This is a genomic window from Roseateles sp. DAIF2 (assembly GCF_015624425.1).
Taxonomy (GTDB): Bacteria; Pseudomonadota; Gammaproteobacteria; order Burkholderiales; family Burkholderiaceae_C; genus Kinneretia.
Map to the genome: position 1 here is coordinate 5,801,030 of NZ_CP049919.1, position 26,296 is coordinate 5,827,325.

Annotated in this window: 24 protein-coding genes; 12 read left to right on the forward strand and 12 right to left on the reverse strand. The window is 71.6% G+C overall.

The features are described from left to right. The first annotated feature begins 16 nt into the window (after window positions 1-16). On the forward strand, window positions 17-1,546 hold the full coding sequence (gshA, locus tag G8A07_RS26705) for a glutamate--cysteine ligase (RefSeq protein WP_195794928.1): 1,530 nt from the start codon (window positions 17-19) through the stop codon (window positions 1,544-1,546). Here gshA and G8A07_RS26710 read toward each other — a convergent pair. The 4 genes from G8A07_RS26710 to G8A07_RS26725 are packed head-to-tail and all read right to left on the reverse strand — an operon-like array spanning window position 1,516 to window position 7,511. Then, window positions 1,516-3,042: a DUF3526 domain-containing protein gene (locus G8A07_RS26710; protein WP_195794929.1), complete on the reverse strand. Its 1,527-nt coding sequence runs from the start codon at window positions 3,040-3,042 to the stop codon at window positions 1,516-1,518. The genes gshA and G8A07_RS26710 overlap by 31 nt on opposite strands. Beyond that, window positions 3,039-4,463, reverse strand: a complete 1,425-nt coding sequence (locus tag G8A07_RS26715) for a DUF3526 domain-containing protein (RefSeq protein ID WP_195794930.1) — start codon at window positions 4,461-4,463, stop codon at window positions 3,039-3,041. Before G8A07_RS26715 ends, G8A07_RS26710 begins: the two co-directional genes overlap by 4 nt. After that, window positions 4,460-5,179 carry an ABC transporter ATP-binding protein gene (locus G8A07_RS26720; RefSeq protein WP_195794931.1) on the reverse strand — a complete coding sequence of 240 codons (720 nt, stop codon included), beginning with the start codon at window positions 5,177-5,179 and terminating at the stop codon, window positions 4,460-4,462. Before G8A07_RS26720 ends, G8A07_RS26715 begins: the two co-directional genes overlap by 4 nt. Then, entirely contained in the window at window positions 5,169-7,511 is a 2,343-nt protein-coding gene (locus G8A07_RS26725) for a TonB-dependent receptor (protein ID WP_195794932.1), read from the reverse strand. Before G8A07_RS26725 ends, G8A07_RS26720 begins: the two co-directional genes overlap by 11 nt. 119 nt (window positions 7,512-7,630) lie before the next feature. Here G8A07_RS26725 and G8A07_RS26730 point away from each other — a divergent pair, with 119 nt between their 5' ends. Both G8A07_RS26730 and G8A07_RS26735 read left to right on the forward strand, forming a co-directional pair. Continuing rightward, complete coding sequence (locus G8A07_RS26730; RefSeq protein ID WP_195794933.1) at window positions 7,631-8,032, forward strand: Fur family transcriptional regulator; 402 nt, start codon at window positions 7,631-7,633, stop codon at window positions 8,030-8,032. Next, the gene (locus tag G8A07_RS26735) at window positions 8,029-8,418 is read left to right on the forward strand and encodes a VOC family protein (RefSeq protein ID WP_195794934.1); all 390 of its coding nucleotides are present in this window, start codon (window positions 8,029-8,031) and stop codon (window positions 8,416-8,418) included. Before G8A07_RS26730 ends, G8A07_RS26735 begins: the two co-directional genes overlap by 4 nt. On the opposite strand, the gene G8A07_RS26740 is transcribed toward G8A07_RS26735, so the two are convergent. Both G8A07_RS26740 and G8A07_RS26745 read right to left on the reverse strand, forming a co-directional pair. Beyond that, window positions 8,415-10,004 carry a phytase gene (locus tag G8A07_RS26740; RefSeq protein WP_195794935.1) on the reverse strand — a complete coding sequence of 530 codons (1,590 nt, stop codon included), beginning with the start codon at window positions 10,002-10,004 and terminating at the stop codon, window positions 8,415-8,417. The genes G8A07_RS26735 and G8A07_RS26740 overlap by 4 nt on opposite strands. 15 nt (window positions 10,005-10,019) lie before the next feature. Next, window positions 10,020-12,524, reverse strand: a complete 2,505-nt coding sequence (locus G8A07_RS26745) for a TonB-dependent receptor (protein ID WP_195794936.1) — start codon at window positions 12,522-12,524, stop codon at window positions 10,020-10,022. Between the two features lie 198 nt (window positions 12,525-12,722). Here G8A07_RS26745 and G8A07_RS26750 point away from each other — a divergent pair, with 198 nt between their 5' ends. The 4 genes from G8A07_RS26750 to G8A07_RS26765 all read left to right on the forward strand — a co-directional run bounded on the left by G8A07_RS26750 (window position 12,723) and on the right by G8A07_RS26765 (window position 16,497). Beyond that, a complete protein-coding gene (locus G8A07_RS26750; protein ID WP_195794937.1) occupies window positions 12,723-13,655 on the forward strand; it encodes a diguanylate cyclase domain-containing protein in 933 nt (310 codons plus the stop codon). Next, entirely contained in the window at window positions 13,648-14,658 is a 1,011-nt protein-coding gene (locus tag G8A07_RS26755; RefSeq protein ID WP_195794938.1) for an AraC family transcriptional regulator, read from the forward strand. The genes G8A07_RS26750 and G8A07_RS26755 overlap by 8 nt, the downstream gene beginning before the upstream one ends. Window positions 14,659-14,756: 98 nt before the next feature. Next, complete coding sequence (locus tag G8A07_RS26760) at window positions 14,757-15,527, forward strand: SDR family oxidoreductase (protein WP_195794939.1); 771 nt, start codon at window positions 14,757-14,759, stop codon at window positions 15,525-15,527. Window positions 15,528-15,591: 64 nt separating this feature from the next. Then, the gene (locus tag G8A07_RS26765; protein ID WP_195794940.1) at window positions 15,592-16,497 is read left to right on the forward strand and encodes an SDR family oxidoreductase; all 906 of its coding nucleotides are present in this window, start codon (window positions 15,592-15,594) and stop codon (window positions 16,495-16,497) included. A 118-nt stretch (window positions 16,498-16,615) separates the two neighbouring features. Here G8A07_RS26765 and G8A07_RS26770 read toward each other — a convergent pair whose 3' ends face one another. Further along, window positions 16,616-17,392 carry an SDR family oxidoreductase gene (locus G8A07_RS26770; RefSeq protein WP_195794941.1) on the reverse strand — a complete coding sequence of 259 codons (777 nt, stop codon included), beginning with the start codon at window positions 17,390-17,392 and terminating at the stop codon, window positions 16,616-16,618. Between the two features lie 127 nt (window positions 17,393-17,519). Between G8A07_RS26770 and G8A07_RS26775 the strand changes: the two genes are divergently transcribed. Continuing rightward, window positions 17,520-18,446 (forward strand): LysR family transcriptional regulator, encoded by a 927-nt coding sequence (locus G8A07_RS26775; RefSeq protein ID WP_195794942.1) that lies wholly within the window; start codon window positions 17,520-17,522, stop codon window positions 18,444-18,446. Between the two features lie 150 nt (window positions 18,447-18,596). On the opposite strand, the gene G8A07_RS26780 is transcribed toward G8A07_RS26775, so the two are convergent. The 5 genes from G8A07_RS26780 to G8A07_RS26800 are packed head-to-tail and all read right to left on the reverse strand — an operon-like array spanning window position 18,597 to window position 20,984. Further along, window positions 18,597-19,055 (reverse strand): DsrE family protein, encoded by a 459-nt coding sequence (locus tag G8A07_RS26780; protein WP_249937157.1) that lies wholly within the window; start codon window positions 19,053-19,055, stop codon window positions 18,597-18,599. Between the two features lie 46 nt (window positions 19,056-19,101). Beyond that, window positions 19,102-19,626: a DUF2939 domain-containing protein gene (locus tag G8A07_RS26785; RefSeq protein ID WP_195794943.1), complete on the reverse strand. Its 525-nt coding sequence runs from the start codon at window positions 19,624-19,626 to the stop codon at window positions 19,102-19,104. 9 nt (window positions 19,627-19,635) lie between these two features. Further along, window positions 19,636-19,968: a DUF1992 domain-containing protein gene (locus G8A07_RS26790; protein ID WP_195794944.1), complete on the reverse strand. Its 333-nt coding sequence runs from the start codon at window positions 19,966-19,968 to the stop codon at window positions 19,636-19,638. 10 nt (window positions 19,969-19,978) lie between these two features. Beyond that, a complete protein-coding gene (locus G8A07_RS26795) occupies window positions 19,979-20,635 on the reverse strand; it encodes a LysE family translocator (protein WP_195794945.1) in 657 nt (218 codons plus the stop codon). A 55-nt stretch (window positions 20,636-20,690) separates the two neighbouring features. Beyond that, window positions 20,691-20,984 carry a putative signal transducing protein gene (locus tag G8A07_RS26800; protein ID WP_195794946.1) on the reverse strand — a complete coding sequence of 98 codons (294 nt, stop codon included), beginning with the start codon at window positions 20,982-20,984 and terminating at the stop codon, window positions 20,691-20,693. Window positions 20,985-21,028: 44 nt separating this feature from the next. Between G8A07_RS26800 and G8A07_RS26805 the strand changes: the two genes are divergently transcribed. From G8A07_RS26805 to G8A07_RS26820, 4 genes are all read left to right on the forward strand, one after another. After that, window positions 21,029-21,826 carry an ABC transporter permease gene (locus G8A07_RS26805; RefSeq protein WP_195794947.1) on the forward strand — a complete coding sequence of 266 codons (798 nt, stop codon included), beginning with the start codon at window positions 21,029-21,031 and terminating at the stop codon, window positions 21,824-21,826. Window positions 21,827-21,855: 29 nt separating this feature from the next. Next, window positions 21,856-22,848 carry an MlaD family protein gene (locus G8A07_RS26810; protein ID WP_195794948.1) on the forward strand — a complete coding sequence of 331 codons (993 nt, stop codon included), beginning with the start codon at window positions 21,856-21,858 and terminating at the stop codon, window positions 22,846-22,848. After that, the gene (locus tag G8A07_RS26815; protein ID WP_195794949.1) at window positions 22,845-23,519 is read left to right on the forward strand and encodes a hypothetical protein; all 675 of its coding nucleotides are present in this window, start codon (window positions 22,845-22,847) and stop codon (window positions 23,517-23,519) included. Before G8A07_RS26810 ends, G8A07_RS26815 begins: the two co-directional genes overlap by 4 nt. Window positions 23,520-23,887: 368 nt before the next feature. Continuing rightward, the gene (locus tag G8A07_RS26820; protein ID WP_195794950.1) at window positions 23,888-26,284 is read left to right on the forward strand and encodes a hypothetical protein; all 2,397 of its coding nucleotides are present in this window, start codon (window positions 23,888-23,890) and stop codon (window positions 26,282-26,284) included. Window positions 26,285-26,296 lie beyond the last annotated feature (12 nt).

The following is a 26,296-nucleotide window of genomic DNA, read 5'->3' on the forward strand; positions in this document are numbered from 1 at the left end:
CTGGGGACCGCCGCACATGAGCGAAGCATCCAATAAAGCGCCGCAGGCACCCGCGGCCACACAACTACAGGGCATTCGTCGCGGCGTCGAGAAGGAAAGCCTGCGCGCGCTGCCGGAGGGCAAGCTCGCGCTGACCCCGCATCCGGCCGCGCTGGGCTCGGCCCTGACGCATCCCCATATCACCACCGATTTCAGCGAATCGCAGCTGGAGCTGATCACCGGCGTGCATGGCGATGCCGAGGTCTGCCTGGCCGAGCTGCGCGAGGTGCACCAGGCCGTCTACCAGGCGCTGCACGAGCAGGGCGAGGAACGCCTGTGGGTCGGCTCGATGCCCTGCGGCCTGCCGACCGACGAGACCATCCCGCTGGGCCGCTACGGCAACAGCAATGTCGGCCGCTCCAAGAGCGTCTACCGCATGGGCCTGGGCCAGCGCTACGGCCGGCGCATGCAGACCATCTCGGGCATCCACTACAACTGGTCGATGCCGGGCGTCAGCACCGAGCAGTATTTCGGCCTGATCCGCAACTTCCGCCGCCACTCCTTCCTGCTGCTCTATCTGTTCGGCGCCTCGCCGGCCCTGTGTTCGAGCTTCGTCGAAGGACGCGCGCATGAGCTGCTGCCGCTGGGCCAGCACAGCTTCCACATGCCGCATGGCACCTCGCTGCGCATGGGTCGGCTGGGCTACCAGAGCGATGCCCAGGCCTCGCTCTCGGTCAGCTACAACAGCCTGGAGAGCTATGCCGCCTCGCTGCAGGAGGCGCTGACCCGGCCCTACGGCCCCTACGAGCAGCTGGGCATCCGCGGCGTCGGCGGCGACTACAACCAGCTCAGCCCGACCCTGCTGCAAATCGAGAACGAGTTCTACGGCACGATCCGCCCCAAGCGCGTGATCCGCGCCGGCGAGCGCCCGCTGCATGCGCTGCGCGAGCGCGGCGTCGAATATGTCGAGGTGCGCTGCATGGACCTCGACCCCTTCGAGCCGCTGGGCATCAGCGCCCAGACCATGCGCTTCCTCGACGTGTTCCTGCTGCATTGCCTGCAAAGCGACAGCCCGCCGGACAGCCCGGCCGAGATCGCCGCGCTGGCGCGCAACCAGCATCTGACCGCCGCGCGCGGCCGCGAGCCGGGCCTGCGGCTCAGCCGCGGCGAGGCCGAGATCCCCCTGCTCGACTGGGGTCGCGAGATCCTGGACCAATGCGAACCGCTGGCCGCCGCGCTCGACGCGGCCCAGGGCGGCGGCCTGCACCGCGAGGCCCTGGCCGCCGCGCGGCTGGCGCTGGAGGAGCCGCAGCGCACGCCCTCGGCGCGCGTGCTGGCCGCGATGGCGCAGGACTTCGGCGCCAGCCATGTGGACTTCATCCGCGCGCGCTCCGAAGCGATCCGCCGCGAGCTGCTGGAGCTGAACTTCGGCGCCGCGGCGCGCCAGCGCTATGCCGCGATGGCCGCCGCCTCGGTGGCCGAGCAGCAGCGCATCGAGGCCGCCGACACGCTGGACTTCGAGAGCTACCGCCTGCGCTACCTGGCGCCGGAGAGCCTGCTGGCGTAGATCGGCCCCGACAGCGCCAGCCCCAGCAACGCCAGCGCCCAGGCCAGCAGCGCGCCCGGCGCCGCGGCCGCGCCGGCCGGCGCCGCCAGCGCGGCCGAGGGCGTGAAGCGCGGCACCGCCTCGAAGGCCGTGAAGCCGTAACCCTCCACGCAGGTGCGGGCACAGCGCCCGCGCTCGTCGCGCAGCGCCGCCTGCTGCAGCTGCGCGCCGAAGAACTCGCGCAGCCGCCCCTGATGCGCCGCCACCTCGGCCATGAAGCGGCGCTGCCGCTGCGCGTCATGCCCCGCCAGCCGGGCCCATTGCTCGCTGGCCAGCGAGACCGGGCTCAGCCACAGGAAGCGATCGAACAGGGCCTGGCGGCGCGCGCGCGCCGCCTCGTACTGCTGCTCCAGCGGCGCCAGCAGCCGCTCCTGCTCGAGCGCGCGCGGGATGCGGGTGACGGCATGCGGCAGGGCCGCCAGCGCGGTCTGCTGCGGCCGCCATTGCGGATGCGCGTCGTAGAAGCGCTCCAGCACCTGCTGGCGGTTCGCCGCCACCGCATCGCCGGCATCGCGCAGCGCGCGCACATAGAGCTCGCGCCCCGGCACCGGCGCGGCCAGGCTGCTGGCCAGGCTCAGCCCCGCCGGCAGCAGGATGGCCAGCAGCACCCAGGCGCCGAAGCCAGCAAAGGCCGCGGTCAGCTGGCGCTGGCAATGGGCGCAGATCAGCGCCGAGACGCCGGCCCAGAACAGCGAGTAGGCCAGCAGCAGCCCGCTCCATTGCAGCAGCGCCCAGGCGCCCGCCGCATCGGCCGGCACCGCGCCGCTCAGCAGCGCCAGCGCCGCGATGCCCAGCGCCAGCACCAGGCCGGCCACCAGCGCGCGCGCCAGGCTGCGCGCCAGCAGCAGCAGGCCCGGCGCCACGCCCTGCAGCCGCAGCGGCGCCAGCCGCCCGGTCTCGCGGTCCTGCGTCAGCACCGAGGCCCCCAGCGCCAGCAGCACCAGCGGCCAGAGGTAGACCACGCAGAACATCAGGTCGAAGCGCCCAACCGCCAGCCGCGCCGGATGCTCGAGGTCGTAGGCACCGCGCGCGCTGTCCAGGCTCTCGGCCCGCACCCGCACATAGCGCGGCAGCACATCGGCCTGCGCCACCGCCAGCGCGGCCCCCGGCAGGGCCGGGCGCAGCGCGAAGTCCAGATGCTCGTAGAAGGCATAGCCGCGCACGTCGAAGGGGCTGCGCCACCACTTCATCTGCGCGAAGCGCGGCGCCTCGGGCGCGGCGAAATAGTCGCGCGCCAGCGCCTGCGCGGCGCCGCGCGCGCGCTCCTGCTGGGCCTGGGCCGCGGCGGCGGCCTGCCGACCCTCGGCCTCGAAGCGTGCGCCCTGCAGCAGCGCCCAGCCGAATACCAGCAGGGTCGCCCCCAGCAGCCACAGCAGGCTGCGCTCGCGCCACAGCGCGCGCAGGTCGTAGACCACCAGCCACCAGGCCTGGCGGCCGCTACCGGATCGCTTGTTCATCGCGTCATCCCTCCGCGGCGCAGGCGCCGCAGCGCCAGCGCACAGAAAACCGCGCTGGCCAGCAGCAGCGCCAGCAGCGGCGCCAGCAGCGCGGCGCCGGCCAGCGGTTCGAACACAAAGCGCAGCGGCGGCACGCGCGACCACAGCTCCGCGCCATGCTCGACCCGCTCGCCGCGGCTCGGTGGCGTCGCCGCGATCGCCTCGTTCATCAGGCGCTGGATCAGGCGCCGGTGCGCCTCCGCGCCCTGCACGAACTGCAGGTGATGCGCGGTGTCGCTGCCGGCCGCCGCGGCCGACAGCACCGCCACCGCGACGGTCGGCGAGGCCCAGCCCCAGCGCGCCGCCGCCTCGCCCTGCGCGCGCAGCGCGGCGAACAGGCGGCCGTAATGGGCGTCGAAGACGCGATCGCCCGCCTCCTCGCCGCGCTGCAGCCCGATGCCGGCCCAGTTGACCGGCAGCTCCCGCAGCGTGCGCACGCCGTACTGCGCCAGCAGGGTCTGCTGCTGGCGCGCCTCGACGTCCGGGTCATGCGGCTCGCCCAGCGCCGCCTCCAGCGCGGCGCGGAAGGCCTGGCCGCTGGGCAGCGGCGCGACATCCTGCGAGGCCTGCAGCGCCGCGCGCGGCAGCAGCAGGGCCAGCAGCACCCACAGCGCCAGCGCCACCGCCAGGCTGCGCATCAGACTGGGCGCCAGCGCCGAGATACCCACCACCAGCAGGCACCAGGCCGCGAAGTACAGGCCGTAGCCGAGCGCGAACAGCGCCAGCCGCGCGCCGGCATCGCTGAAGGGCTCGCCGGCCCCGGCCTGCAGCAGCGCCACGCCCAGGCAGGCCGGCAGCGCCAGCAGCAGGGCCAGCAGCCACAGCACCGCCGCGCGCGCCGCGGCCACCAGGCCCAGCGGCGCCGCGGCCAGGCGCAGCCCCGGCAGCTGGCCGCGCTCGCGCTCCCCGGCGAAGCTGCCGAAGCCGAGGAACACGATCGCCAGCGGCACCAGCACCTGCAGCACGAAGGCCGGGCTCAGGCCGAACTGGCGCACCGCACCGGGCTCGTCGTTGACGGGCCGGTAGGCGAACTCGTTCTGCTTGTGCGCCTCCAGCCAGACGCTGGAGCCGACATAGGGCTCGACCCCGGGGTCCAGCGCCGCCAGGGTGGCGCGCGGCTTGAAGGCATAGATGCCGTAATGGGCGGCCGAATGCGGGTACTTCTGCCCCTGCTCCAGCCAGCGCTGGCGTTCGGCCTGCTGGGCCTCGGTCCGCGCGGCCTGGCTGGCGCGCAGCTCGCGCGCGCCGATCAGGGTTGCGGCCGCGGCCAGCAGCAGGGCCAGGGCCAGCACCAGCAGCACGCGCCAGTCGCGCCGGCGCTCGCGCCAGTCGGCCGACCAGGCGCCGGCGAAGGCGCACCATCCTCGCGCGAGGCCGCTCATGCCACCGCCTCCGCCAGGGTGCTCAGGTAATGCCGCTCCAGCTCGCCGGCCGCCAGGCTGGCCAGCCGCCATTCGCCGAGCAGGCGCCCGCCGACCAGCATGCCGCAGCGCTGCGCCAGCTCCTGGGCACGGAACAGGTCATGGGTGGCAATCAGCACCGCGGTGCCGCGCTCGGCCGCCAGCTCGCGGATCAGCGCGCCGAAGGCGATGCTGGCCTGCGGGTCCAGGCCCGAGGTCGGCTCGTCCAGCACCAGCACCCGCGCGGCCTTGGCCAGCGCCATCACGATGCCGACCTTCTGGCGCATGCCCTTCGAATAGGTGCCGGCCTGGCGCGCCCAGGCCTGCTCGGGCAGGCCGGCGCGCGCCAGCCAGCCCTCGATCTCGGCGCGGCGCGGCCGCTGCCCCTGCAGGCGCATGAAGAACTCGACGTTCTCGATGCCGCTCAGGCGCTCATACAGCGCGACGTTCTCCGAGATATAGGCCGCATGCCGGATCGCCGCCTCGGGCGGCGCCGCGCCGGCCAGGCGCACGCTGCCGGCGTCCGGCCGCAAGAAGCCCAGGGTGCAGGCGATCGTCGTGCTCTTGCCGGCGCCGTTCGGGCCCAGCAGCGCATAGATCTCGCCGGACTCGACGCGCAGGTCCAGCCCGTCGACCGCGCGCTGCTCTCCATAGCGCTTGACCAGGCCCTCGATCTGCAGCGCGACCTCAGAAGACATGGCGCACCTCCGCGAACAGGCTGCGGCCCGGGTAGGGATGGGCCTGGAAGGCGAGCTGGTTGCCGACGTTGTCCACGCCCAGCGCCAGCTCCAGGCCCGGCAGGCCGCGCCACAGCAGGCGCAGATCCAGCTGGCCGTAGGAGGAGACGCCGCCGTAGCGGTCGGGCTGCAGGTCGCTGTTGTCCAGTTCGTTGTACTGGCGCCCGCTGTGGCGATAGGTGGCGGACCAGGTCCAGGCCCGCTCCGGCTGGTAGCTCAGGGTCAGCGCCGAGCGCACGCGCGGCACGCGCAGCCAATGCTTGCCCACCGAGGCCGGCAGCGCGGCGTTCTCCAGGATGGTCGCGCGGTTGAAGGCCACATGCCCCTCCAGGCTCAGGCCGCGCAGCGGCCAGTCATGCCATTCGCCCGCCAGCTCCAGGCCGCGGGTGCGCACCCGGCCGACGTTCTGCGTGGTGCTGACGATCGGGAACAGGGTCGGGTTGAGCTGGTTCCAGATCGTGTCGCGCACATCGTCCTGGAACAGCGAGGCGCGCAGCTGGCCCTGCGCGAAGCGCCGCTCGGCCGACAGCTCCAGCGCATCGGAGCGCTCGGGGCGCAGCTGCGGATCGCTGCGCTCGATCTTGCTGCCCGAGCGCGTGCCGGCGAACAGCTCGGACACGGTCGGGAAGCGCACGCCGCGCCCGGCCGAGACGCGCAGGCTCAGGTCCGGCGCCGCATCCCAGCTCAGCGAGAGCTTGGGCGACCAGGCCTCCAGCCGGCGCTCGGCGTACTGCACCGGCGCGATGCCGGCGAAGGACTGCAGCCCGTCGCGCGCGCGCCAGGCCTCCCAGCGCAGGCCCGAGACCAGGCGCCAGTCCGGCGCGAAGCGCCAGGCATCCTGCGCATACAGCGCCAGCAGGCGGCTGCGCCCGCCGACCTCGGACAGCAGCGCCCCGGGCGCGCCGCCGCGCCAGTCGGCCAGCGCCAGGCCGCGCTGGCGCAGTCGAAAGCGCTGGTCCTGCAGACCCAGGGTCAGCGCATGGGCGCCGCCGCCCCAGTCGCCCGCGCTGGGCGTGTAGCGGGCCTGCGCCTCCAGGTTGTCGAAGCCCGTGCCGTCGCGCGTGGCGGCCTGGCCGGGCCCGCCGGCCGCGGCCTGCGGGTCGGGCGCGGCGGCGTCGCGCTGGATGTCCTCGCGCACGCGGTAGACGCTGCTTTGCAGCAGCAGGTTCCAGCCGCGCGCATGGCGGGTGCGCAGGCTCAGGCCGCCCTGCAGATGGGCCTCGTCGCGGCTGTAGGGCGCGAAGGCCTGGGCCGGGATGTCGAACTGGGCCGTGGCGTCGCCGGCATCGCGCACCCGGCCGGACCAGACCGTGCGGCCCGCCGCGTCGCGCAGGAAGCTGCGGTTGCTGGTGTGGCTGTCATTGCGCCACCAGGCCAGGAAGCCGTCGACGCCCAGGCTGGGCGAGAAGTCGTGGCCCGCGCTGAGCTTGGCGGTGTGCTGCAGGGTGCGGTCGATCGCGCCGGCATTGGCGCCGAACACCGCGCGGCGGCGCCCGTTCGGCGCGATGTCGTAGCGGATGCCCTGCACCGGCAGCGCCATGCCGGGGCCGGACGGCGTCGGGAAGCGGCCCTGCGCATCGGCCAGCACCACGTAGTACTGCTGCGGCTGGCTGGTCGACTGCTGGCGGTTCAGCAGCAGGCGCCACCAGCTGCCCGACTCCAGCCGCCCGCCCAGCAGGGCCGAGGCCTGGCTGTTGCCGTAGCGGCCGGCATCGTCGTAGAGGTCGAAGCTCTGCGACTGGCCGGCCAGGCGCAGTGCGCCCTCGAAGGCGCTGCGCGGCCGGCTGGTCTGCATCAGCACGGTCACGCCCATCGAGTTGCCGGCATACAGCGCCGAGAAGGGGCCGTAGGCCACGTCGACCCGCTCGATCTCCTCCGGCGCGATCATGTTCCAGCGCGGCGCGTCGAAGCGGTAGAGGAAGTTGGACAGCAGATAGCCGTCCATCTGCACCAGCGCGCGCTGCGCCTGCAGGCTGGAGAAGCTGCGGCCGGCCAGCAGCGCGTTGCGGTCGCCGCTGTAGCGCTTGCGCAGGGTCAGGTTGGGCAGGTTGCGCAGCGCGTCCTCCGGGTTGAAGACGTTCTGCTGCTCCAGCAGCGCCTCGGCGCTCTTGCCGACCAGGGTGCTGGGCAGGTCCGGATCGAGCTGGCCGGGGCTGCGGCTGCCGTGGACCTGCACGGCGTCCAGCCGGGCGCCGGCCGTCGGTTCATCGGCCGCGGCGGCACCGGCGGCCAGGCAAAGGACGAGCAGGGGCCTCTTGCCCTGCGGCGGCAGGGCCAGATATCTTGGTTTCATGAGTGGGAGGGGCGGCGGCGCCCTGTTGATTTATTGCTAATGAGAACGCATTCGCAAATACTAGCATGCGACACTTGGCCGCCTCAAGTCCCGCGTCTCCCCAATCCCCTTCGCCAGCCATGGAACGATCCACCCGCCAGCGCGCGGCCATCCGCAGCACCATCGAGGCCGCCGGCCGGCCGCTGTCGCCGCAGGAGGTGCTGGACGCCGCCCAGGCCGAGGTGCCGGGCCTCGCGATCGCGACGGTGTATCGCAACCTGAAGCTGCTGGTCGATGCCGGCGAGATCGTGCCGGTCACCCTGCCCGGCGAGAGCCCGCGCTACGAGGCCCATCAGACCGGCCACCACCATCACTTCCAGTGCACCGAATGCAAGCGCGTGTTCGATGTGCACGCCTGCCCCGGCGACCTGGCCGCGCTGGCGCCGCGCGGCTTCACCGTCGACCACCATGAACTGACCCTGTACGGCCGCTGCGACCAATGCGCGGCGCCGCGCAAACGAAGCGGCGGAGGCAAGACATGACCCCACAGCCGATGATCGCGGTGCGCGACGTGCCGGCCAGCAGCCGCTGGTACCAGGCCGCGCTGGGTCTGGCGAGCGGCCATGGCGGCGCCGAGTACGAGCAGCTGCTCGACGCCGCCGGCGCGATGGTGCTGCAGCTGCACCACTGGGACGCGCATGAGCATGCGCACCTGGGCGACCCGGCCCTGGCCGCGCGCGGCAACGGCATGCTGCTGTGGTTCCAGCATGACGCGGTGGCCGCCGCCTTCGAGCGCGCGCAGCGCGCCGGCGCGACGGTGCTGGAGCCGCTGAAGCTCAACCCGCTGGCCCAGCACCGCGAGTTCTGGCTGCGCGACCCGGACGGCTATGTGGTCGTGGTCGCGGGGCGCTACGGCGACATCGCTTAAGGCAGGTCCAGCGCCTCGGCCACCGCGCGCCAGGGCAGGAGCTTGAAGTTCTGCGGCCCCTGCGGCAGGCGCTTGCGGCCGTCCTGCACCACCAAGAGGCCGCGCGCGTAGACGCCGCCGAGGTTGGCGGCTGTCAGCTCCAGCCCGTCGGTCTCCGAGGCGCCGTCGATGCCCAGCCGCGCATGGATGCCGATGCGGAAGGCGCCGCGCGGCGCATGCGGCGGGGCGGCGTCGAACAACGCATAGCTGTCGCTGCCCTGCGAGGACACCAGCAGATAGCGCCCCTGCCGGCCGGCATAGATCGCCAGGCCCTCGACATCGGCGGCCAGGGTCGGCCCCAGCGGCACCGCGAGCGCCGGCTCGGCGCGCGGGTCGCCCAGCGCCAGGCGCCAGACGCCGCGCTTTTCCTCGCCGACGAAGAGCAGGCCCTGCGCCTCGTCGACCACGCAGCCCTCCGGCTGGCTGGCCAGGCGGATCTCGCGCAGCCGCTCGGTGCGCCAGACCGCGCCCATGCGGCGCAGGCGCAGCTGCAGCACGCGGCCGTCCTTGTCGTTCGGGAAGATGTCCAGCCCGCCCACCTCGTTGCGGCCGACGCACAGGCCGTAGATCTCGTCCAGGCCGGTCGGCAGGCGCGCCAGCTCGGTCACACGCCCCTCGGCGCCGATGCCGAACAGCACCAGCCCGGCCTCGTCGCGCTGACTGGCCACCGCCAGGTCCAGGCGGCGCGCGCCGCCGTAGCGCAGGCCCTGGCGCAGATCCACGTTGTTGACCCGGCCGACCGGCAGGAACTGGCGCTCGCGGCCCTGCAGGTCGTAGACCGCCAGGCCGCGCTTCTTGTCGGTGCCGAGGATCAAGCTGGCCGCCGGCCGGCGCCCATGCACCCAGATCGCCGGGTCGTCGGCCGCATCGCCCTGGCTGCGCATCGGCCGGGTCTGGGCGCTGGGCGCCAGCAGCGGTAGAGCCGGCGCCGCGGCCGGCGCGGGATGCGCGGCCAGCCAGTCGTCCAGACGCCGGACCAGCGCGGCCGCATCGACCTGCGGCGCATGGGCGATCAGCCGCCGGCCCTCGCGCTCGGCATCGGCCTCGTAGGCCCACAGGCCGACGCCGGGCTCGGCGATGTAGAGCCGCGCCTCGCCGTCGCGCACCCGGCAGGCGCCGGGCTCCGGCGGCGTGGCCAGCAGGCGCTCGGGCCGCGCCCGACCCTCATGCAGCAGCCATTGCTCGGAGCGCCCGTCCTCGCCGAGCAGGAAGACATGCAGCAGGTCCTGCCCGTCGCGGAACAGGCACAGCTGCTCGACGGCGAAGCCCGGCCCCGCCCAGCGCCCCTCGGGCCGCAGCCGCCCGCCGGCCGCGCGCAGCAGGCGCAGCTCGCCGCTGTCGGCATCCTGCAGCAGGGCCAGATCGCCGCGCCGGTCCCAGCGCTTGGCGCGCAGCGCCAGCCGGTCCAGCTCGCGCCCCTGGGCATCCTGCAGCAGCAGGCCGCGGCCCTTGTCCAGGCTCAGCTGCGGCTGCTGCTCCGCCCGCACCGCCGTGCCGGCCAGCAGCAGGCCCAGCGCGCAGCACAGCGCCCTCGTCCAATGCTTCATCGTTCGCGCCATCGCTCAGTACACCGCCAGTTTCAGGCCCAGCTTGTAGCTGCGGCCATATTGCTCGTACTGCGCATTGCGCGCGCGCTCCGCCTGGTAGACGTAGTAGCGCGCGTTGGCGAGGTTCAGCGCCTCGAAGCTCAGCTCCAGGCCCGGGCGCAGCTGGTAGCGCAGCGCGAAGTCGAGCTGGTTCTGGCTGTCGACCTTCAGGTCCTTGTCCGCGTCGAGCACATCGCCGACCTCCAGCAGGTAGGGCGACTTGTGGTTCAGCGCCAGGCGCGTGCTGAGGCCCTGGCCCTCCCAGCCCAGGCTCAGGTTCAGGGTGCGGTCGGACTGGCTGGGCAGCGCGATCTCGCGGCCGCGCCATTGGCCGTCCTGATAGCCGCCGATGCGCGCGGTCGAATCGACGAAGGTCGCGTTGGCGCCCAGCACCAGGCCGTTCCAGGGCGCCGGCAGCTGGCGCAGCGCCTGGTTGTAGGCCAGCTCCAGGCCGCGCACGCTGGCCTTGCCGCCGTTGGCATGGCTGGCCACATGCTCGAACCGCTCCCAGCCGGGGCTGCCGGCCAGGTCGGTCTGGAACACGAAGTCACGGATGTTCTTGTGGAAGGCGTAGACCGAGACGCTGCCGTCGCGGCCCAGCGCCTGCTCCAGGCCCAGGTCCAGATTGCGCGAGCGCAGCGGCTTGAGCAGGGGGTTGCCGAGCTCGGCCTCCTTCTCGCCCTCAACCACCCGGCCGGGCGAGAGCTGGCCGAAGCTCGGGCGCAGCACCGAATGGGTCAGCGCGGCGCGCAGCTGCAGCCCCGGGGCCAGGTCTTGCCGCAGCAGCAGGGCCGGCAGCCAGTGGCGGCTACCGGTCTCGGCGCGGCTGGGCGAGAGCTGGTCATCGACGGCCGCGGTGCCCGCGGCGCGGAAGCTCAGGCGCTCATGGCGCAGGCCGCCCAGCAGCTGGGTGCCGCCCTGCTCGTACTTCAGCTGCAGATAGGCGGCGTCGACATCCTCGTCCATCGTGTAGTCGTTGCTGGCCGAATCGACCGCATGGCGGAAGGCCGCCGCGTCCAGGCCTGCGGCCAGCGCGCGCAGCTTCGCGGCGCTCAGCGCCGGGCCGAAACCGCCCCAGGCATAGGCCGGCGCCTCGCCCTCCTGCAGGAACCGGCCCAGCGCCAGCCGGTCCTTCGCGACGCCGGCCTTGGCCAGCGCCTTGGCGCTGTAGCTCCAGGTCTCCTGCGCGCTGCTCTTGTGGCGGCGCGTGGCCTTGAGCCCGCCCTTGATCTCCAGCTCGGCGCCGCCGTCCAGCGCCAGCTCGCGCTGCAGGTCCAGCCGCGCATGGCGCACCCGGTCGCGTGCCAGCGTGTCCTCCAGCTTGAACTTGTCCAGCGCATAGCCGGTGGCCTGGGCCAGGCCGGCCGGGCCCTGCAGCTGCGGCCGCTTGCCGTCGACAAAGCCGACGCCGTCGAACTTGGCCTTGAAGGCCGAGGAGGCCAGCGCATCCGGCGTGGCCTCGCTGGCGCGGCCCAAGCCCGCCTCGGCGGCGACCCGCCAGTCGCTGCCCAGGCGCCAGTCCGCGCCCAGCGCCAGCGAGGCGGTCTTGGCGGTCTCGGTGCGGCTCTTCAGGCCGCGCGCGGCCTCGGCGGCGCCGAGCGCACCGGCCGGCTGCGCAGCGGCAAAGGCGATCGCCTGCGACTGGCGGCTTTCCTTGTCGCTGAAGCGGCTGGCGAAGCCGCGCAGGTAGTAGTGCCGGCCGGCCGCGGGCTTGTAGTCGAGGTTCAGCGCGCCGCCCAGGCGCTCGCGGCTGATCTCGTAGCGCCGCAGCTCGAACTTCTCCAGCTTGGCGCCGTCCCAGGCGCCGCCGGTCTCGACGTTGTCGCTGGCGAAGCGGCGCTGGTCGGCCGACAGCGAGAAGGCCAGGCCCAGCGTGCCGCCGGCGAAGCGGTCGGCAAAGGTCAGCGCGCCGCGGGGTCGGGTCTTGCCGGCATTGGCGTCGTGGTTCGCGCCCAGCTCGACGCTGAACAGCCGTCCGGGCAGGTCGAAGGCCGACAGGGTGTTGACCGCGACGCTGCCGCCGATCGAGTTGGCGTCCTGCTCCGGCGTCAGGGTCTTCGTGACCTCCAGCGAGCGGATCAGCCCGGCCGGCACCACGTCCAGGCCCGGCGCGCGGCGCTCGGCCTCGGAGGCCGGCACGGTGGCGCCGTTGATCGTCACCTGGTTGTAGTCCGGGCCCAGGCCGCGCACGCGGATGAAGCGGCCCTCGCCCTGGTCGCGCTCGACCGAGACGCCCGGCAGGCGCGCCAGCGCCTCGGCCGCATTGTTGTCGGGCAGTTGGCCGATCGCGTCGGCATGCACGACGCTGAGCACGCCCAGGGCGGCACGCTGCTTGTCCAGCGCGCCACGCAGGCTGGCACCCTGGCCGGTGACCTGGACGGTGTCAAGTTTTTCGGGGGCTGGGGCGGTCTGGGCCTGGGCGGTCCAGGCCAGCGCGAGGGTCAGGCTCAGCAGGCTGAGGCGCAGGGGCGGTCGGTTCATGGTGGTGCTACGGGATGCGCAGTGGTCGGAATGGCTGCGCATGCTGGTCGGCGGCGATGGCGCTTGCGTGACAGCACCGCCCCGCGGGGCCGGGCGGCGCAAACGCGGCCGCGCGCTGAGCTGTTCGGACTCCCCCGCGATGCTGCCGCGCTTGCATGACAGCACTGTCATCGAGCCGGCCTAGCATCGCGACCCATCATGCGGATCCCCTTCTCCTCCCTGCTCGCGCGCCACCGCGGCGCCGCGCTGCCGGCCATGGCGCCGGTGCTGGGCCTGCGCCATTTCGGCCATGGCCTGCTGCTGGCCGCGGCGCTGCTGCTGCTGCCCTATGCGCTGCTGGGCGCGCCGCGCCCGCTGGCCGACTGGCGCTGGATGGACGTGCTGGGCGAGGGCGGCATGGCGGCGCTGGTGGCGGTCTGGCTGGCCTATCTGCGCGCCAGCCGGCCGGCCGGGCCGGTGACCGACCGCCTGTGCCTGGGCATGGCCGGCATGCTGCTGGGCGCCTATGTGGACCTGCTGGACGAGTTCTGGCTGCTGCCCAAATCGATGCTGTGGGACAACTGGCTGGAATCGCTGCTGACGCCGCTGGGCATGGCCCTGCTGACCTGGGGCCTGCATCTGTGGCGCCAGGAGCAGCTGGCGCTGGCGCGCCAGCTCGGCCCGCGCGAGCGCCTGTTCCGCGACCACCGCCGCATCGACGCGCTGACCCAGCTCGGCGACGCCGCCTACATGGCCGCGCAGATCGCGCTGGAGCGCCAGGCCGGCCGCCCGGGCCAGCTGCTGATGCTGGGCTGGCGCGATTTCGACGCCGCGCTGGCGCGCCGCCTGGGCCTGGCCGAGACCGACCGGCTGCTGCAGTCCGCCGGCCTGCTGCTGGCCCTGCAGCTGCGGCCCGATGTGCTGCTGTGCCGCTATGCCGGCGACCGCTTCGTCGTGCTGCTGCCCGGCGCCGGCGCGGCCGAGGCCTGCGCGCAGGCCGAGCAGCTGCGCCAGGCGCTGCTGGGCTGGCCGCAGGGCCCGGCCCTGCCGGTGCTGCTGGCGCGCGCCGGCACCGCGGACCCGGCCGAACCCGAGGCCCTGCTGCGCCGGCTGGCCGCACACCTGCGCAGCTGCGACGACGGCCATGACTGAGCTGCCCTGGGCCGCGCTGCCGCCCGGGCCGGCCGCTCCTCATTACGAGCTGGACCAGCCCTGCCTGGCCTATGCCGACCAGGCGGTGCTGCTGGCCGAGTTCGCGCGCAGCCGCGGCCTGGCCGAGGCGCTGCCGGCCGAGACGCCGCCGCTGATCAGCCCGCGTCGGCTGCTGGCCCTGCTGGCGCCGCTGCAGGAACGGGGCGGGCCGGATGCCGCCTTCGTGATCGGCCGGCATTGGCTGCCCGGCCATTACGGCCTGGCCAGCCAGGCGCTGCAGGAGGCGCCGGACCTGGTCGAGGTGCTGCGCCTGCTGTGCGCGCTGGCCGGGCGCCTGACGCCGCTGCTGACGCCGCGCCTGCTGCTCGACGAGCGCGAGCTGATCCTGGTCTGGACCGAGGCCTGCGGCCTGCCGCCGGGCCAGCGCGGCTTCCTGGTCGACCTGCACATGAGCGCGGTCGCCGGCCTGGCGGACTGGCTGGGCGGGCAGCGCCTGCCCTGGCGCTTCAGCTTCAACCGCACCGCGCCGCGCGACCTGGCCCAGCATGCGGTGCATCTGGGCGAATCGCTCGCCTTCGGCTGCCAGGCCGATGCGATGCGCCTGGACCTGGCCTGGGCCCGCCGGCCCTGGCCGACGCGCGCCGGCGGACGCGCCGCCGCGGCACTGGCCCGCGGTGCCGATCCGCAGGCCGGGCGCCGCGGCTTGCTCGCCGCGCTGCACGACCGCCTGCTGCCGCGCCTGGACCAGGCGCCGACCCTGGACGAGCTGGCAGCCGGCTTCGGCATGAGCCCGGCGACGCTGAAGCGCCGCCTGGCCCAGCATGGCACGCATTACCAGGCCGAGCTGGACCAGCTGCGCGCGCTGGTCGCGCTCTACCTGCTGCGCCTGCGCGGCCAGCCCAACGAGGCGGTCGCCGAGGCGCTGGGTTTCTTCGACGGCGCGAACTTCCGGCGCTTCTTCAAGCGCTGGACCGGCCTGCGGCCGAGCGCGCTGGGGCGCTGAGCCGCGAGCCGATTTGCATGTCCGGTTCCGGCGCGTCCGCGCCGGCGGGGCGCCCTAGGCTGCGCCCTGTTTTCTTCAACTCACCGGACATTCATCCCATGACAGCAAGACTGAGCGGCAAGGTCGCGATCATCACCGGCGCGAGCTCGGGCATCGGCCGGACCGCGGCGCGCCTGTTTGCCCGCGAGGGCGCGGCGGTGCTGGCCGGCGCGCGGCGCGCGGCCGAACTCGAGACCCTGGTGCGTGAGATCGAGGCCGAGGGCGGGCGGGCGGCAGCGCTGGCCGGCGATGTCAGCGACGAGGCCTATGGTGCGGCGCTGGTGCGCGAGGCGCTGCAGCGCTTCGGCCGGCTCGACATCGCGCTCAACAACGCCGGCACGATGGGCCCGCTGGGCCCGACCGTCGAGCAGAGCGCGGCCGACTGGCGCCAGGCGCTGGAGGTCAACCTGACCGGTGCATTCCTCGGCGCCAAGCACCAGATCCCGGCCCTGCTGGAGGCCAGTGCCGGCAGCAGTTTGATCTTCACCTCCACCTTTGTCGGCCATACCGCCGGCTTCCCCGGCGCCGCGGCCTATGCGGCCAGCAAGTCCGGGCTGATCGGCCTGACCCAGGCCCTGGCCGCCGAGTTCGGCCCGCAGGGCCTGCGCGTCAACGCGCTGCTGCCCGGCGGCACCGACACGCCGATGGCGCATCAGATGAATGGCACACCCGAGGCCCTGGCCCAGGTCGCGCGCCTGCATGCGCTGCGGCGCCTGGCCCGGCCCGAGGAGATCGCCGAGGCGGCGCTGTTCCTGGCCTCGCCGGCCGCCTCCTTCGTCACCGGCACTGCATTGCTGGTCGATGGCGGCGTCTCCATCCAAAAAACCTGATTTCCTGCTGCGCCACCGCCACCGGTCTATCGTTGGGCGCTTGCCAAGCAGCAGGAGCTCAACGATGCCATCCTCGCCTCAACCTCCCCTGCAGGGCCGCCTGGCCCTGGTCACCGGTGCCAGCCGCGGCGCGGGCCGTGCGATCGCGATCGAGCTGGGGGCGGCCGGCGCCACCGTGATCGTGACCGGGCGCAGCACGCGCGCCGCGCCCGCCGCCGGCTATGAGAGCCTGCTGGCGCTGGCCGGCAGCGATCGCATGCCCGGCTCGATCGAGGACACGGCCGAGCAGGTCGAGCGCGCCGGCGGGCACGCGATCGCGCTGCGTTGCGACCATGGCGACGAGGCCCAGGTGGCCGCGCTATTCGCGCGCATCCGCGCCGAGCATGGCGGCGCGCTGGACCTGCTGGTCAACAACGCCTGGGGCGGGCACGAGAGCTTCGACGGCGTGTTCGACGCGCCGTTCTGGGAGCGGCCGATGCGGCATTGGGACGCGATGTTCGAACATGGTGTTCGCCTGCACCTGCTGGCCGCGCGGGCGGCCGCGCCGCTGATGATCGAACGCGGCCGCGGCCTGGTCGTCGCGACCACCTTCTGGGACCGCGACCGCTACCTGCGCGGCCATCTGTTCTACGACCTGGCCAAGGCCGCGATCACGCGTCTGGCCTTCGGCATCGCCGAGGAGCTGCGCCCACATGGCGTGGCCTCGCTGGCCGTCTCGCCGGGCTGGATGCGCACCGAGCTGGTCCTGCAGGGCCACCAGACCGACGAGGCCCATTGGCGGGAACGCCCGGCGCTGGCGCGCACCGAATCGCCGCATTACCTGGGCCGCGCGATCGCCGCGCTGGCGGCCGACGACCCGGCGGCGCTGGCCGGGAAGAGCGGCCGGGTGCTGCGCGTCGCCGACCTGGCGCGCGAATACGGCTTCCGGGACCTCGACGGCCGGCAGCCGCCGGCCTTCGAATTGGACTGAACATCCCCGCATCTACCGCACCGCCTGCATTACCAAGCGAGCGGCGCCGATCCGGCTTTGCCGGGCGGTCGGCGCTGCCCCCTTGAGGGGCCGGCGCAGCCGGTAGGGGGTGGTCCGTTCAGGCGCCAAAGCCACCGTCGATGTTCAGGCTGGCGCCGGTAACGAAACCCGCCTCCGGGCCGGCCAGGTAGGCCACCATCGCGGCGATCTCCTCCGGGCGGCCATGGCGGCGCAGCGCCATCAGGTCGTGCAGCGAGGCACCGAATTCCGTCTGCTCGGGGTTCATGTCGGTGTCGACCGGGCCGGGCTGCACATTGTTGATCGTGATGCCCCTGGGGCCGAGGTCGCGCGCCAGGCCCTGCACCAGGCCCTTCAGCGCCGACTTGCTCATCGCATAGACGCTGCCGCCGCCAAAGGGCATGCGCTCGGCGTTGATGCTGCCGATGTTGACGATGCGGCCACCCGCGCCCATATGCGGCAACACCGCCTGGGTGGCGGCGAACACCGCGCGCACATTGACCGCGATGGTCTCGTCGAAGTCCGCCAGCGCGAACTGGTCCACCGGGCCCAGCCGAAGCACGCCGGCGTTGTTGACCAGGATGTCGACATGGCCGCCGAGGCGCTGCGCGGCCGTGTCGATCGCCGCGCGCAGCGCCGCCGGGTCGGCCGCATCGGCGCGCAGGGCCAGGGCGTGGCCGCCGGCGGCCTCGATCTCCGCCGCCAGCGCCAGCGCCGGGGCTTCCGAGGCCTGGTAGCTGAAGGCCACCGCGGCGCCGTCGCGCACCAGGCGGCGCACGATCGCGGCGCCGATGCCGCGCGAGCCGCCGGAGACGAAGGCGATCCGGCCGGCAAGTGCTTGGGTGTTGTTGCTAATGCTGCTGATGCTGTTGCTCATCTGAAAACTCCATCGTTGATCGGGGTGTCGATGGACTCAGTATGGGAAGCCGATTGCAATTCCAGAAGATGGGATTCGGGAACATCAGCTTCAACCATCGGTAGCGGATTGAGCGAGACTCCTGGCCATGGACGCGCTCAATCTGCTGGAATCCTTCATCGTCAGCGCCGAGACCGGCGGCTTCTCGGCGGCGGCGCGGCGCCTGGGGCTGACGCCGGCGGCGGTCAGCAAGAACGTGGCGCGGCTGGAGGAACGGCTGGGCCTGCGCCTGCTGCAACGCAGCACCCGGCGCCTGACCCTGACCGCCGGCGGTGAGCAGTTCCTGGCCCAGGTCTCCGGCCCGCATGCCAGCCTGCAGGACGCCTTCGCCGGCATCGCCACCAACGCCCAGGGCCAGCCGGCCGGCCTGCTGAAGGTGGCGCTGGCGCCGGCGCTGGGGCGCGACTATCTGGTGCCGCTGCTGCCCGAGTTCCTGCGCCGCTATCCGGCCATCGTGCCGGACTGGCGCTTCGACAACCGGCCGGTGGACCTGGTGGCCGAGGGCTTCGATGCGGCGATCGCCGGCGGCGTCGAGCTGACGCCGGGCGTGGTGGCGCGGGTGCTGGCGCGCACCCGGCTGGTGGTGGCCGCGGCGCCGGCCTATCTGGCGGGCCGGCCGCTGCCGCGCCATCCGGCCGAACTGGCCGGGCTGGACGGCATCTCGCGCCGCTCCGCCGCGACCGGGCGCGAGCGCAGCTGGATTTTGCGCAATGCGGCCGGCGAGGAGGCGCCGGCCGACTGCCGCACCCGGATGATCTTCGACGACCCCGATGCGCTGCTGCACGCCACCCTGCAGGGCCTGGGCATCGCGCTGCTGCCGACGCCGCATGCCTCGCGCTGGCTGGCCAGCGGCGCGCTGCAACGCCTGCTGCCGGACTGGTGGGTCGAGCTGAGCCCGCTGTCGCTGTACTACCCGAACAAGAAGCTGCTGCCGCCCAAGACCCGTGCCTTCATCGACTTTGTCGTCGAGGCCTTCCGCGCACCGGAGCTGCTCGCACGCCTGGAAGGGCGCTGAGAGTTTTTCTACTGCGCCGCCGCCATGCGTCGTTGGCCGGATGCTCGGGATCCTCACGTACAGGAAGTACGTTCCGGTCCCTGCGCTCCGTCCGCCTAGCCTGACGCCGGCTCGCTACGAAAAACTCTCAGCCGAACCGTCCTACGCGCTTCAGGGCTTCAGGTAGGCATAGCCCTCACGCTGCTGCAGCCGCGCGACGCGCACCACACCGGAGGGGGTGAACTGCGCCTCCATCTGGAACTGCGCCTTGTCGATCTTGCGGTTGCGCAGCGTGATCTCGCAGACCTCGAAGCGCACGCCGCGCGCCACCAGGGCCGAGACCAGCGCGCCGTAGTCGATGTCGGGGTTCTTCTTGTCCTTCGCGCCTTCCAGCAGGAAGTCCACGCCGTCGGCATGGGTCACGACGACGATCTTGGTGTCCGGCGCGACGTCCAGGTGGTTGCGGATATTGCGCAGGCCCTTGGTGGCCTGGGCCTCGGTGTTGTCGATGTGATAGACCACCTTGTCGCCACCGGCCGGCGTCTGGGCCTGGCTCGCAGTGGCCGTCAGGCCCAGCAGGGCGCCGAGCATCAGGGTGGTGGTGATCGTGCGGCGGTTCGGCTTGTTCATGGGTGAGGCTCCGTTCTTCTGGGTGATCGATCAATCGATGGGTCGGCTAGGGCAGGCGGAGTTCGGCCAGCTTCCACTGCAGCAGGCCCTCGCGCCGCAGCACCAGGTCCACCGGCTCCTCGCCGGCGCCCTGGCGGCGCACGCTGAAGACGAAGCGGCTGGGGCTCTCGTAGCCCATCGCGGTCTCGAGCCGCTCGGGCGCCTCGGCCGGGCGCTCGCCGACCCGGGTCATCGCCGAGACCGGCTGCTGGCCCTGCAGGATGCGGCCCAGCGCCTCGGGCGTGATCAGCGCGTCGACCATCGGCCCCAGCAGCGCCCCGGCCACCGCCGCGCCCATCGCCGCGGCGGGGGTCGGGTCGCCGCGCTCGTTGCGGTCCAGGCCGGCCAGCTTGGCCTGCACCTCGGTCTTCAGGCTGGCGCGCACCGCCGGGAAATCGACGTAAGAAGCCAGGCGCTCGCCATCACGCTCCTTGGCCGCGGCGCGCATCTGCTGCACGGTCAGATAGGGCGTGGCATACAGGCCGGCGGCGGCCAGCGCCACCAGAGCGATCAGCAGGGACTTGAATTTCATCAACCGGGTCTAGAGAGAAGCATTGATGCGCAGGGATTCGAGGCGCAGCGCCAGCGACTGTTCCAGCTCGGAGAGTTGGCGCTGCAGCTTGGGGCGCTCGCCCTCGTCGGCGCAGGCCTCCAGCGCGGCACGCAGGCGCGCGCGTTCATGGAACAGCGCCAGCTCGGGCGGCGCGTAGCCGGCGTCCTTCAGGATCTTGAAGGGCATGCGCAGCGCATCGGGCGTCGCGCTCCAGCCCTCGTCCTCCTCGGGCAGCGGCTTGCCGTAATGCTTGGCCGTGGCCAGCTCGCCGGAGGCCTGGGCCTCGCGCAGCTTGCGGGCGATCTCCTCGTCCAGGGTCATGTCTTGCCTTTCAGCGCTCGGAGGACAGCGCCAGCTTGATGCCGAAGCTCAGGAACAGCGCGCCGATCGCGCGGTTCAGCCATTGGGCCAGCGCGCCGCCGACGCGCAGGCGCGAGCTGGCCAGCGCGGTGGAGACGGCCAGGAAATGGCACCACAGCATGCCGTTGAAATTGAAGATCGCGCCCAGCACGATGAAGGCCAGGGCCTTGTGCGGCGCGTCCGGCGCGATGAACTGCGGCACGAAGGCCAGGAAGAACAGCGCCACCTTGGGGTTCAGCACATTGGTCAGGAAGCCCTGGGCGAAGATCTTGCGCCAGGGCAGCAGCGCCGGCAGGCCGGCGCCGGGCGCCGCGTCGGTCGCCACCTCGGAGCGCCGGCGCGCCCAGAGCATCTGCAGGCCGATCCACACCAGGTAGGCCGCGCCCACCCATTTGACGATCGTGAAGGCCCAGCTCGAGGCCGCCAGCAGGGCCGACAGGCCCAGCGCCGCGGCCAGCACATGCACGCAGGTGCCGGCGCCGATGCCCAGGGCCGCGGCCGAGCCGGCGCGCCAGCCCTGGGTGGCGCTGCGCGTCATGATCAGGATGGAATCCGGCCCCGGCGCGATGTTCAGCAGCAGGCCGGAGACGACGAACAGCGGGAGATCGTGGATGCCCAGGTGCAGCATGGTGGCCCAGCATAACCGCAGGCACGCCGGCCTGCCGCCGGTCACGGGGCGATGTTCAGACCGGCCGTAGCGTCGCGGCGCCGTCCTCGCTGCCGTCGTCGGCTTCTCGCAGGCCCGGCTCGGGCAGCGGCGTCGCCGCGTCCCAGTCGGCCAGCACCTGGCGCGCGACGGCCTCGTCCTCGGCGTCCACCACCAGGCGCAGCAGCCCTGCGGCCGGCAGCTCGCCCACCGCGCCCAGCAGCTGCTCGCCCAGCAGCCAGACCCGCAGCCCCTGCTGCTGCAGGAGGCCCAGCAGCAGGTTGGCCTCGATCGGGTTGTCGAGCGTGCGCAGGGTGAGGCGGGGATTCATGTGGTGACAGCATACGCCGATGGCGGTTGCACAATGGGACGACCATGCCCGACCATTTACCCCGCCGCCCGCCACGCGCCCCGCACCAGGCCCTGCTCGGCTGGCTGCTGGGCTGGTGGCAGCTGATCGAGCTGGGCGCGCGGCTGGCGGCGCTGGCGCTCTCGCCCTCCAGCTACCGGCGCGCGCAGCGGCCGCTGCTGCGGCAGGCCTGCTACCGCGCCACCGTGCCGCTGCTGCTGCCCTTCGGGCTGATCTCGGCGATCGCCGCGCAGATCATCATCCGCATCGTGCTGGCGACGGCCGCCAGCTACGGCCTATCGCGCTATGCGCTGGACGTGCTGATCCGCACCCTGGTGCTGGAGCTGATCCCGCTGTCGGCCGTGCTGTTCACCGCGGTGCGCGCGACCATGCCGGCCGGCGCGCGGCTGCGCGGCCTGCGCCAGCAGGGCCTGTTCAAGGCCCAGTTCGCGCGCGGGCTGGACCCGCTGCGCGACCAGGTGCTGCCGCAGGCCCTGGCCGGCATGTTCGCGGCCGTCACGCTGACCGCGCTGTCCGGCCTGCTGGCCCTGCTGCTGACTTACCTGTCGGTCTACGGCTTCGGCAGCTGGGGCCTACCGGGCTTCACGCGCAGCGTGGGCCAGATCTTCACGCCGGTGATCGTGCTGATCTTCGGGCTCAAGACCCTGCTGCTGAGCCTGGCGGTGGCCATCATCCCGATGCTGCCGACGCCGCGCGAGCTGCAGGACGCGCCGCTGGGCAGCGGCGACATCGGCCGGCTGGCGCGGCTGCTGGCGGTGGTGCTGGCGGTCGAGCTGCTGTCCCTGGTCGGCAACTACTATTGATTGATCGATCTAAGCCAGTCACCCTCATCATGAGCGACCAGCCCATTCCGCAAGACCTGACCCCTGAGCCGCCGCCGCCATCGGATGCCGCGCCGGTCGCGCACCTGGACCTGAAGGCGCGGCTGCTGCTGCTCGTGGTGGCGCTGCTGCTGGCCGGCGCGGCGGCCTATGTGATGTACGCGCGCGGCGCCTTCGAGCGCACGCAGCGCCTGGTGCTGATCGCCGACCATGCCGAGGGCACCGCGGTCGGCATGGATTTGAGCTTCGCCGGCTTTCCGATCGGGCGCGTCAGCCGCATCGAGCTGGGCGACGACGGCAAGGCGCGCATCGTCGTCGCCGTGGCGCAGAAGGACGCGCGCTGGCTGCGCGTCAGCAGCGTGTTCACGATGGAGAGCAGCCTGGTCGGCGCGCCGCGCCTGCGCGCCTACAGCGGCATCCTGACCGACCCGCCGCTGCCCGACGGCGCCGAACGCCCGGTGCTGATCGGCGACGCCACCGCCGAGATCCCGCGCCTGGTGGCCGATGTGCGCAGCCTCTTGGCCAACCTGACCGCGCTGAGCGCCGACGACGCCGCGCTGGCCGGCACCTTGCGCAATCTGCAGGCCACCACCGAGAAGCTGAACGGCCCCGGCGGCGCGCTCGGCGCGGTGCTGGGCGAGGACGGCGGGCGCCGGCTGATCGCGACGCTGGAGCGCACCAACCAGCTGCTGGCGCGGCTGGACGGCCTGGCGCAGAAGGCCGACACGCAGGTCTTCGGGGAGCGCGGCCTGCTGCGCGACACGCAGGGCAGCGTGCAGCAGCTCAACGGCCTGCTGGGCGAAGCGCGCCAGAGCCTCAAGAAGGTCGACGCGCTGCTGGTCGAGGCCCAGGCCATCGCCGGCAATGCGCGCGAGGCGAGCACCGATCTGGGCCAGCTGCGCGCCGAGGTCGAGGCCAGCCTGCGCAAGGTCGAGCAGATGCTGACCGAGGTGAACCGGCGCTGGCCGTTCAATAAGCGCGAGACGGAGATCAAGTTGCCATGAGGAGCAAAGCACTCGCCCCGACCTCGATCCTGGTCCTGCTGATCATCGGCTGCGCCGGCACGCCGCAGCCGGACTGGCAGCTGGAATCCAGGAGCGCGCTGGACCGCGCCACCACGGCCTGGCTGGCCGGCAACAACACCCGCGTAGTCGAGGTCGATGCCGCGCGCGCCCGCGCCGAACTGTCGCGCACCGGCCGGCCCGAGCTGCTGGCGCGTGCCGAGCTGCTGTTGTGCGCGGCGCGCGTGGCGGCGCTGGAGTTTGACAACAACGGTTGCCCCGCTTTCGAGGTGCTGGCGCAGGATGCGGGCGCGGCCGAGAACGCCTATGCCGAGTACCTGGCCGGCAAGGTGCCGGCGCGGGTGGAGCTGCTGCCGGAGGCACAGCGGGGATTGGCAACGGGGGCGGTCACCGCGGAGCGGCTGGCCGCCACGATCAAGGCCGACGATCCGCTGGCGCGGCTGGTGGCGGCGGGCACGGCCTTGAGGCGCGAGGGAGATCGCCGGCTGGACCGTGGCGTGGCACTGCTGGCGATCGACACCGCCTCGGCGCAAGGCTGGCGAAGGCCGCTGCTGGCGTGGCTGCATATCGGGATCAGGCAGGCGGAGGCGGCAGGGGATGAGAAGGAGGCGGAGAGGTTGGGGAGGCGAGCTGCGGTGGTGTCGGGGAGGTAGGGGGCGGGGTGAGCGGCGGCTTGAGGCTGATCTGAGCCATTCGCATGCCTACGCCTGAGCGGCAGCATCCACGAAAACCGGTCATTGGGCGCCGTTGGCCACGACCGGCTGCTTCACCCCGAGAACCGGTCGCTCGATCGCGGGGCAAGCCATGCAAAGGCTCGAACAGCAGCTTCAGCGCGCTGCGACAGACTCATGTCGACCCGAAGCGGTCCGTCGCTATATACGAGAGCGGACGTTCGGCCGATAGCTTGTGGATGTCCGCTGTAGTCCGCCGCAAATGTGGGTCAGAATTCGGCGCGCAGACCCCGGCGGAGTACTGGGTCAAGATTCAGCGAGCATCATCACTACGTGTTTAGTGCGCTTCTATGAGTAAACCAATCGAAGCCATTCTGGCGGAGTGCGAGGATCTGATCTCACGCAATGAGGTTAGTCGAGCGTTCGACACGCTCCTCGCACTCATCCAGCATGGAAGCAAGGCAGACATCCAGCGCCTCCAACCGTCGCTGGGCGAAATCATTGGGCGCTTTCTCCCGAAACGGAAGCGCGACCTCGGCCAAGCGCTGGAACAACGCCTTGGCACGAGCGATACGCGCGACGCCGTCCCGATAGCGACGAGGAAGTGCGCACAAGGAGGCATCAAGGAGTTTGAGGCGACGGTCAGTGAGCGCTTCGATGAGCTGAGCCGCTGGCACATTTTCCAATGGTCAACGTATTACCGGGATGAACTGCGCGGCATCCTGGCCGACGTTGTTGATCTGATCCGAGCCGACAAGGCCGCGGATGCCGCATTTGATCTTCTGCGCGACCACGCGCGGAAACACGCCAGAGAGATCTTCACGAAGGGCTATAACTTCGTCATGTCCCAGCCCTGGGCCGTCGCGGACTCGGCTGAAGGGAAGGCGCTCGGCGGGCTCCGATCCTTTCTCGTCTTGCCCGTTGAACTGTATGCCGACCAGTCCGCCCGACTTAGTGCACCGCAAGACTGCAGAGTCCTGAGGCGCGCAACCTCTCGCCTGCTGTCGGCAATCTTGCTTGGCTTTACTGAAGCCACTTTGGGATCCAGTTCCTCGATTGACATGCTGCGACGGACGGTCAAGTCCTGGGCGCATGTCCTGCCACTCCTGGAGGGGCAGGATCTCAAGGCTGTCGATCAGCGCCTCGGGCTCGATTCGCTATCGCCCATTCTCGGCGAACCGTTGCATCGCTTGACAAGGGCTCTAGATGAAGCATCCCAGATGAGCAGTGTCGATCCGATAGTGGTGCTGTTCACCTCGATGAACTTGGACGATCGAGTCCTAGACGTGACGCTTCGTCCACCGGCAGATTCCAGCGATACGAAGCCACTCGAAGTGGCGGTCATTGGTGGAGATGGCATCGCCGCCCGTTCGCAAATCGAGCAACGGGCCAAGCATGGCTACATTGCGTGCTTAACGAACAAGCCCGCGCGGGACTATTGGGGCGGAAAGTTTGTGCCCGGAACCATCTCAGAGCTTGTCGTGCCGTTTGCAGAAGCCGACAGTGGTTTTCTGCTTACACGATTGCGGCAGCGGTTCCACGAAACCAAGGTCGTGATACCGAGGGGCGCTCCACTGCGTACCAACGTCGCAGAGCGCTTCCCTCTAGAGAACCCAACCCTTCTCACCTTCTTCCGTGTCCAGCGTCAGAGCATCCGTGCCCTCGAAGCGACCATTTCCAACCGGACTGGCGTTCTGCTTTGGTGCAGCGTCAGGCGCAGTGGAAAGACCACGGGTGTCAGCGAACTGGCAAACGCTATCCAGGAGAAGAGCGCAGTCTTTCAGCGGTGCGAGATGACCGGCCTGGACATGGGGAGTCGCGTTCTCTTTGAGGCTGTGCGCGATGCGCTCTCTGAACTGACCCCGCTTCCGAAGGACTTCGTACGCAAGCTCGTCGCCCAGGCCGCTCCAATGGGAGTTGCTCCGAGCCAAGGTTCTATTCTGATCCTCGATGAGTACGACCGGCTGTTTGGCCTTCTTCGTGCCGCTGGGCGGCGGAACGAGGATGCACGCCACTTGGTTGTGCAGCCACTTCTCGACCAGTTCGTGGAGTTCGCCACTGAGAACTTGTTGATCTTTCTCGGTCAGCAGCCGAACGCGCATTTCATCTTCATGGATCAGAACCAGTTGAGCGCATACGTGCAGCAGGAGTCCTATCCGCTCTTCTCTCATTCGAAAGATGCGACCCAGGGCGAGTTCTGGGGTCTACTGGAGAAGGTATTTTCGAACACACTGAAGTACGACGCATCGTTCGCGAATGTGGCCTTCGAGGAGACCGGCGGGCACCCGTTTTTGACGGTGAACCTTTTGCGAGAGCTGGTGGACTGGCTGATCAGCAAGAGCGTCGTTCCGAGCGACGTCATGCTGACCAAGGCAGTGTTCGACGAGTTTATGAGTGAGCGACTCGATCCCAAGTCGATTGCGCTCAGCAAGCACTTCGAGTACTTCAGGTCAGCCGCCGCCGAGGCACTTTCTGAGGACGGCGCCCAGGAGACGCCCTGGGTCCATACTGCTTATCACCTCTTGACTTTGCTCGGCACCTCCGGCTCAGGCGGGAAGCTGGCTGCGGATCGAGCCGACATCGAGGCATCGCTTACCACCACATTGGAGCGAACTGGATTGTCGAGCTTCACATGCGAGTCCTTCATCGCCAGTGCGGCTCGAAGCAACTTTGTGGAGGTCGAGGACGATCAGGTCGCTGCCAAGATTCCCATCTTGGCCAGGATCGCTTCAGCGACTCGCAGGTGACGCAGCCAGGGG

Bases quoted from the DNA above. Each gene is read 5' to 3' on its own strand.
- gshA (WP_195794928.1), top strand. From the start codon at position 17: ATGAGCGAAGCATCCAATAAAGCGCCGCAGGCACCCGCGGCCACACAA.
- G8A07_RS26710 (WP_195794929.1), bottom strand. From the start codon at position 3,042: ATGAACAAGCGATCCGGTAGCGGCCGCCAGGCCTGGTGGCTGGTGGTC.
- G8A07_RS26715 (WP_195794930.1), bottom strand. From the start codon at position 4,463: ATGAGCGGCCTCGCGCGAGGATGGTGCGCCTTCGCCGGCGCCTGGTCG.
- G8A07_RS26720 (WP_195794931.1), bottom strand. From the start codon at position 5,179: ATGTCTTCTGAGGTCGCGCTGCAGATCGAGGGCCTGGTCAAGCGCTAT.
- G8A07_RS26725 (WP_195794932.1), bottom strand. From the start codon at position 7,511: ATGAAACCAAGATATCTGGCCCTGCCGCCGCAGGGCAAGAGGCCCCTG.
- G8A07_RS26730 (WP_195794933.1), top strand. From the start codon at position 7,631: ATGGAACGATCCACCCGCCAGCGCGCGGCCATCCGCAGCACCATCGAG.
- G8A07_RS26735 (WP_195794934.1), top strand. From the start codon at position 8,029: ATGACCCCACAGCCGATGATCGCGGTGCGCGACGTGCCGGCCAGCAGC.
- G8A07_RS26740 (WP_195794935.1), bottom strand. From the start codon at position 10,004: ATGAAGCATTGGACGAGGGCGCTGTGCTGCGCGCTGGGCCTGCTGCTG.
- G8A07_RS26745 (WP_195794936.1), bottom strand. From the start codon at position 12,524: ATGAACCGACCGCCCCTGCGCCTCAGCCTGCTGAGCCTGACCCTCGCG.
- G8A07_RS26750 (WP_195794937.1), top strand. From the start codon at position 12,723: ATGCGGATCCCCTTCTCCTCCCTGCTCGCGCGCCACCGCGGCGCCGCG.
- G8A07_RS26755 (WP_195794938.1), top strand. From the start codon at position 13,648: ATGACTGAGCTGCCCTGGGCCGCGCTGCCGCCCGGGCCGGCCGCTCCT.
- G8A07_RS26760 (WP_195794939.1), top strand. From the start codon at position 14,757: ATGACAGCAAGACTGAGCGGCAAGGTCGCGATCATCACCGGCGCGAGC.
- G8A07_RS26765 (WP_195794940.1), top strand. From the start codon at position 15,592: ATGCCATCCTCGCCTCAACCTCCCCTGCAGGGCCGCCTGGCCCTGGTC.
- G8A07_RS26770 (WP_195794941.1), bottom strand. From the start codon at position 17,392: ATGAGCAACAGCATCAGCAGCATTAGCAACAACACCCAAGCACTTGCC.
- G8A07_RS26775 (WP_195794942.1), top strand. From the start codon at position 17,520: ATGGACGCGCTCAATCTGCTGGAATCCTTCATCGTCAGCGCCGAGACC.
- G8A07_RS26780 (WP_249937157.1), bottom strand. From the start codon at position 19,055: ATGAACAAGCCGAACCGCCGCACGATCACCACCACCCTGATGCTCGGC.
- G8A07_RS26785 (WP_195794943.1), bottom strand. From the start codon at position 19,626: ATGAAATTCAAGTCCCTGCTGATCGCTCTGGTGGCGCTGGCCGCCGCC.
- G8A07_RS26790 (WP_195794944.1), bottom strand. From the start codon at position 19,968: ATGACCCTGGACGAGGAGATCGCCCGCAAGCTGCGCGAGGCCCAGGCC.
- G8A07_RS26795 (WP_195794945.1), bottom strand. From the start codon at position 20,635: ATGCTGCACCTGGGCATCCACGATCTCCCGCTGTTCGTCGTCTCCGGC.
- G8A07_RS26800 (WP_195794946.1), bottom strand. From the start codon at position 20,984: ATGAATCCCCGCCTCACCCTGCGCACGCTCGACAACCCGATCGAGGCC.
- G8A07_RS26805 (WP_195794947.1), top strand. From the start codon at position 21,029: ATGCCCGACCATTTACCCCGCCGCCCGCCACGCGCCCCGCACCAGGCC.
- G8A07_RS26810 (WP_195794948.1), top strand. From the start codon at position 21,856: ATGAGCGACCAGCCCATTCCGCAAGACCTGACCCCTGAGCCGCCGCCG.
- G8A07_RS26815 (WP_195794949.1), top strand. From the start codon at position 22,845: ATGAGGAGCAAAGCACTCGCCCCGACCTCGATCCTGGTCCTGCTGATC.
- G8A07_RS26820 (WP_195794950.1), top strand. From the start codon at position 23,888: ATGAGTAAACCAATCGAAGCCATTCTGGCGGAGTGCGAGGATCTGATC.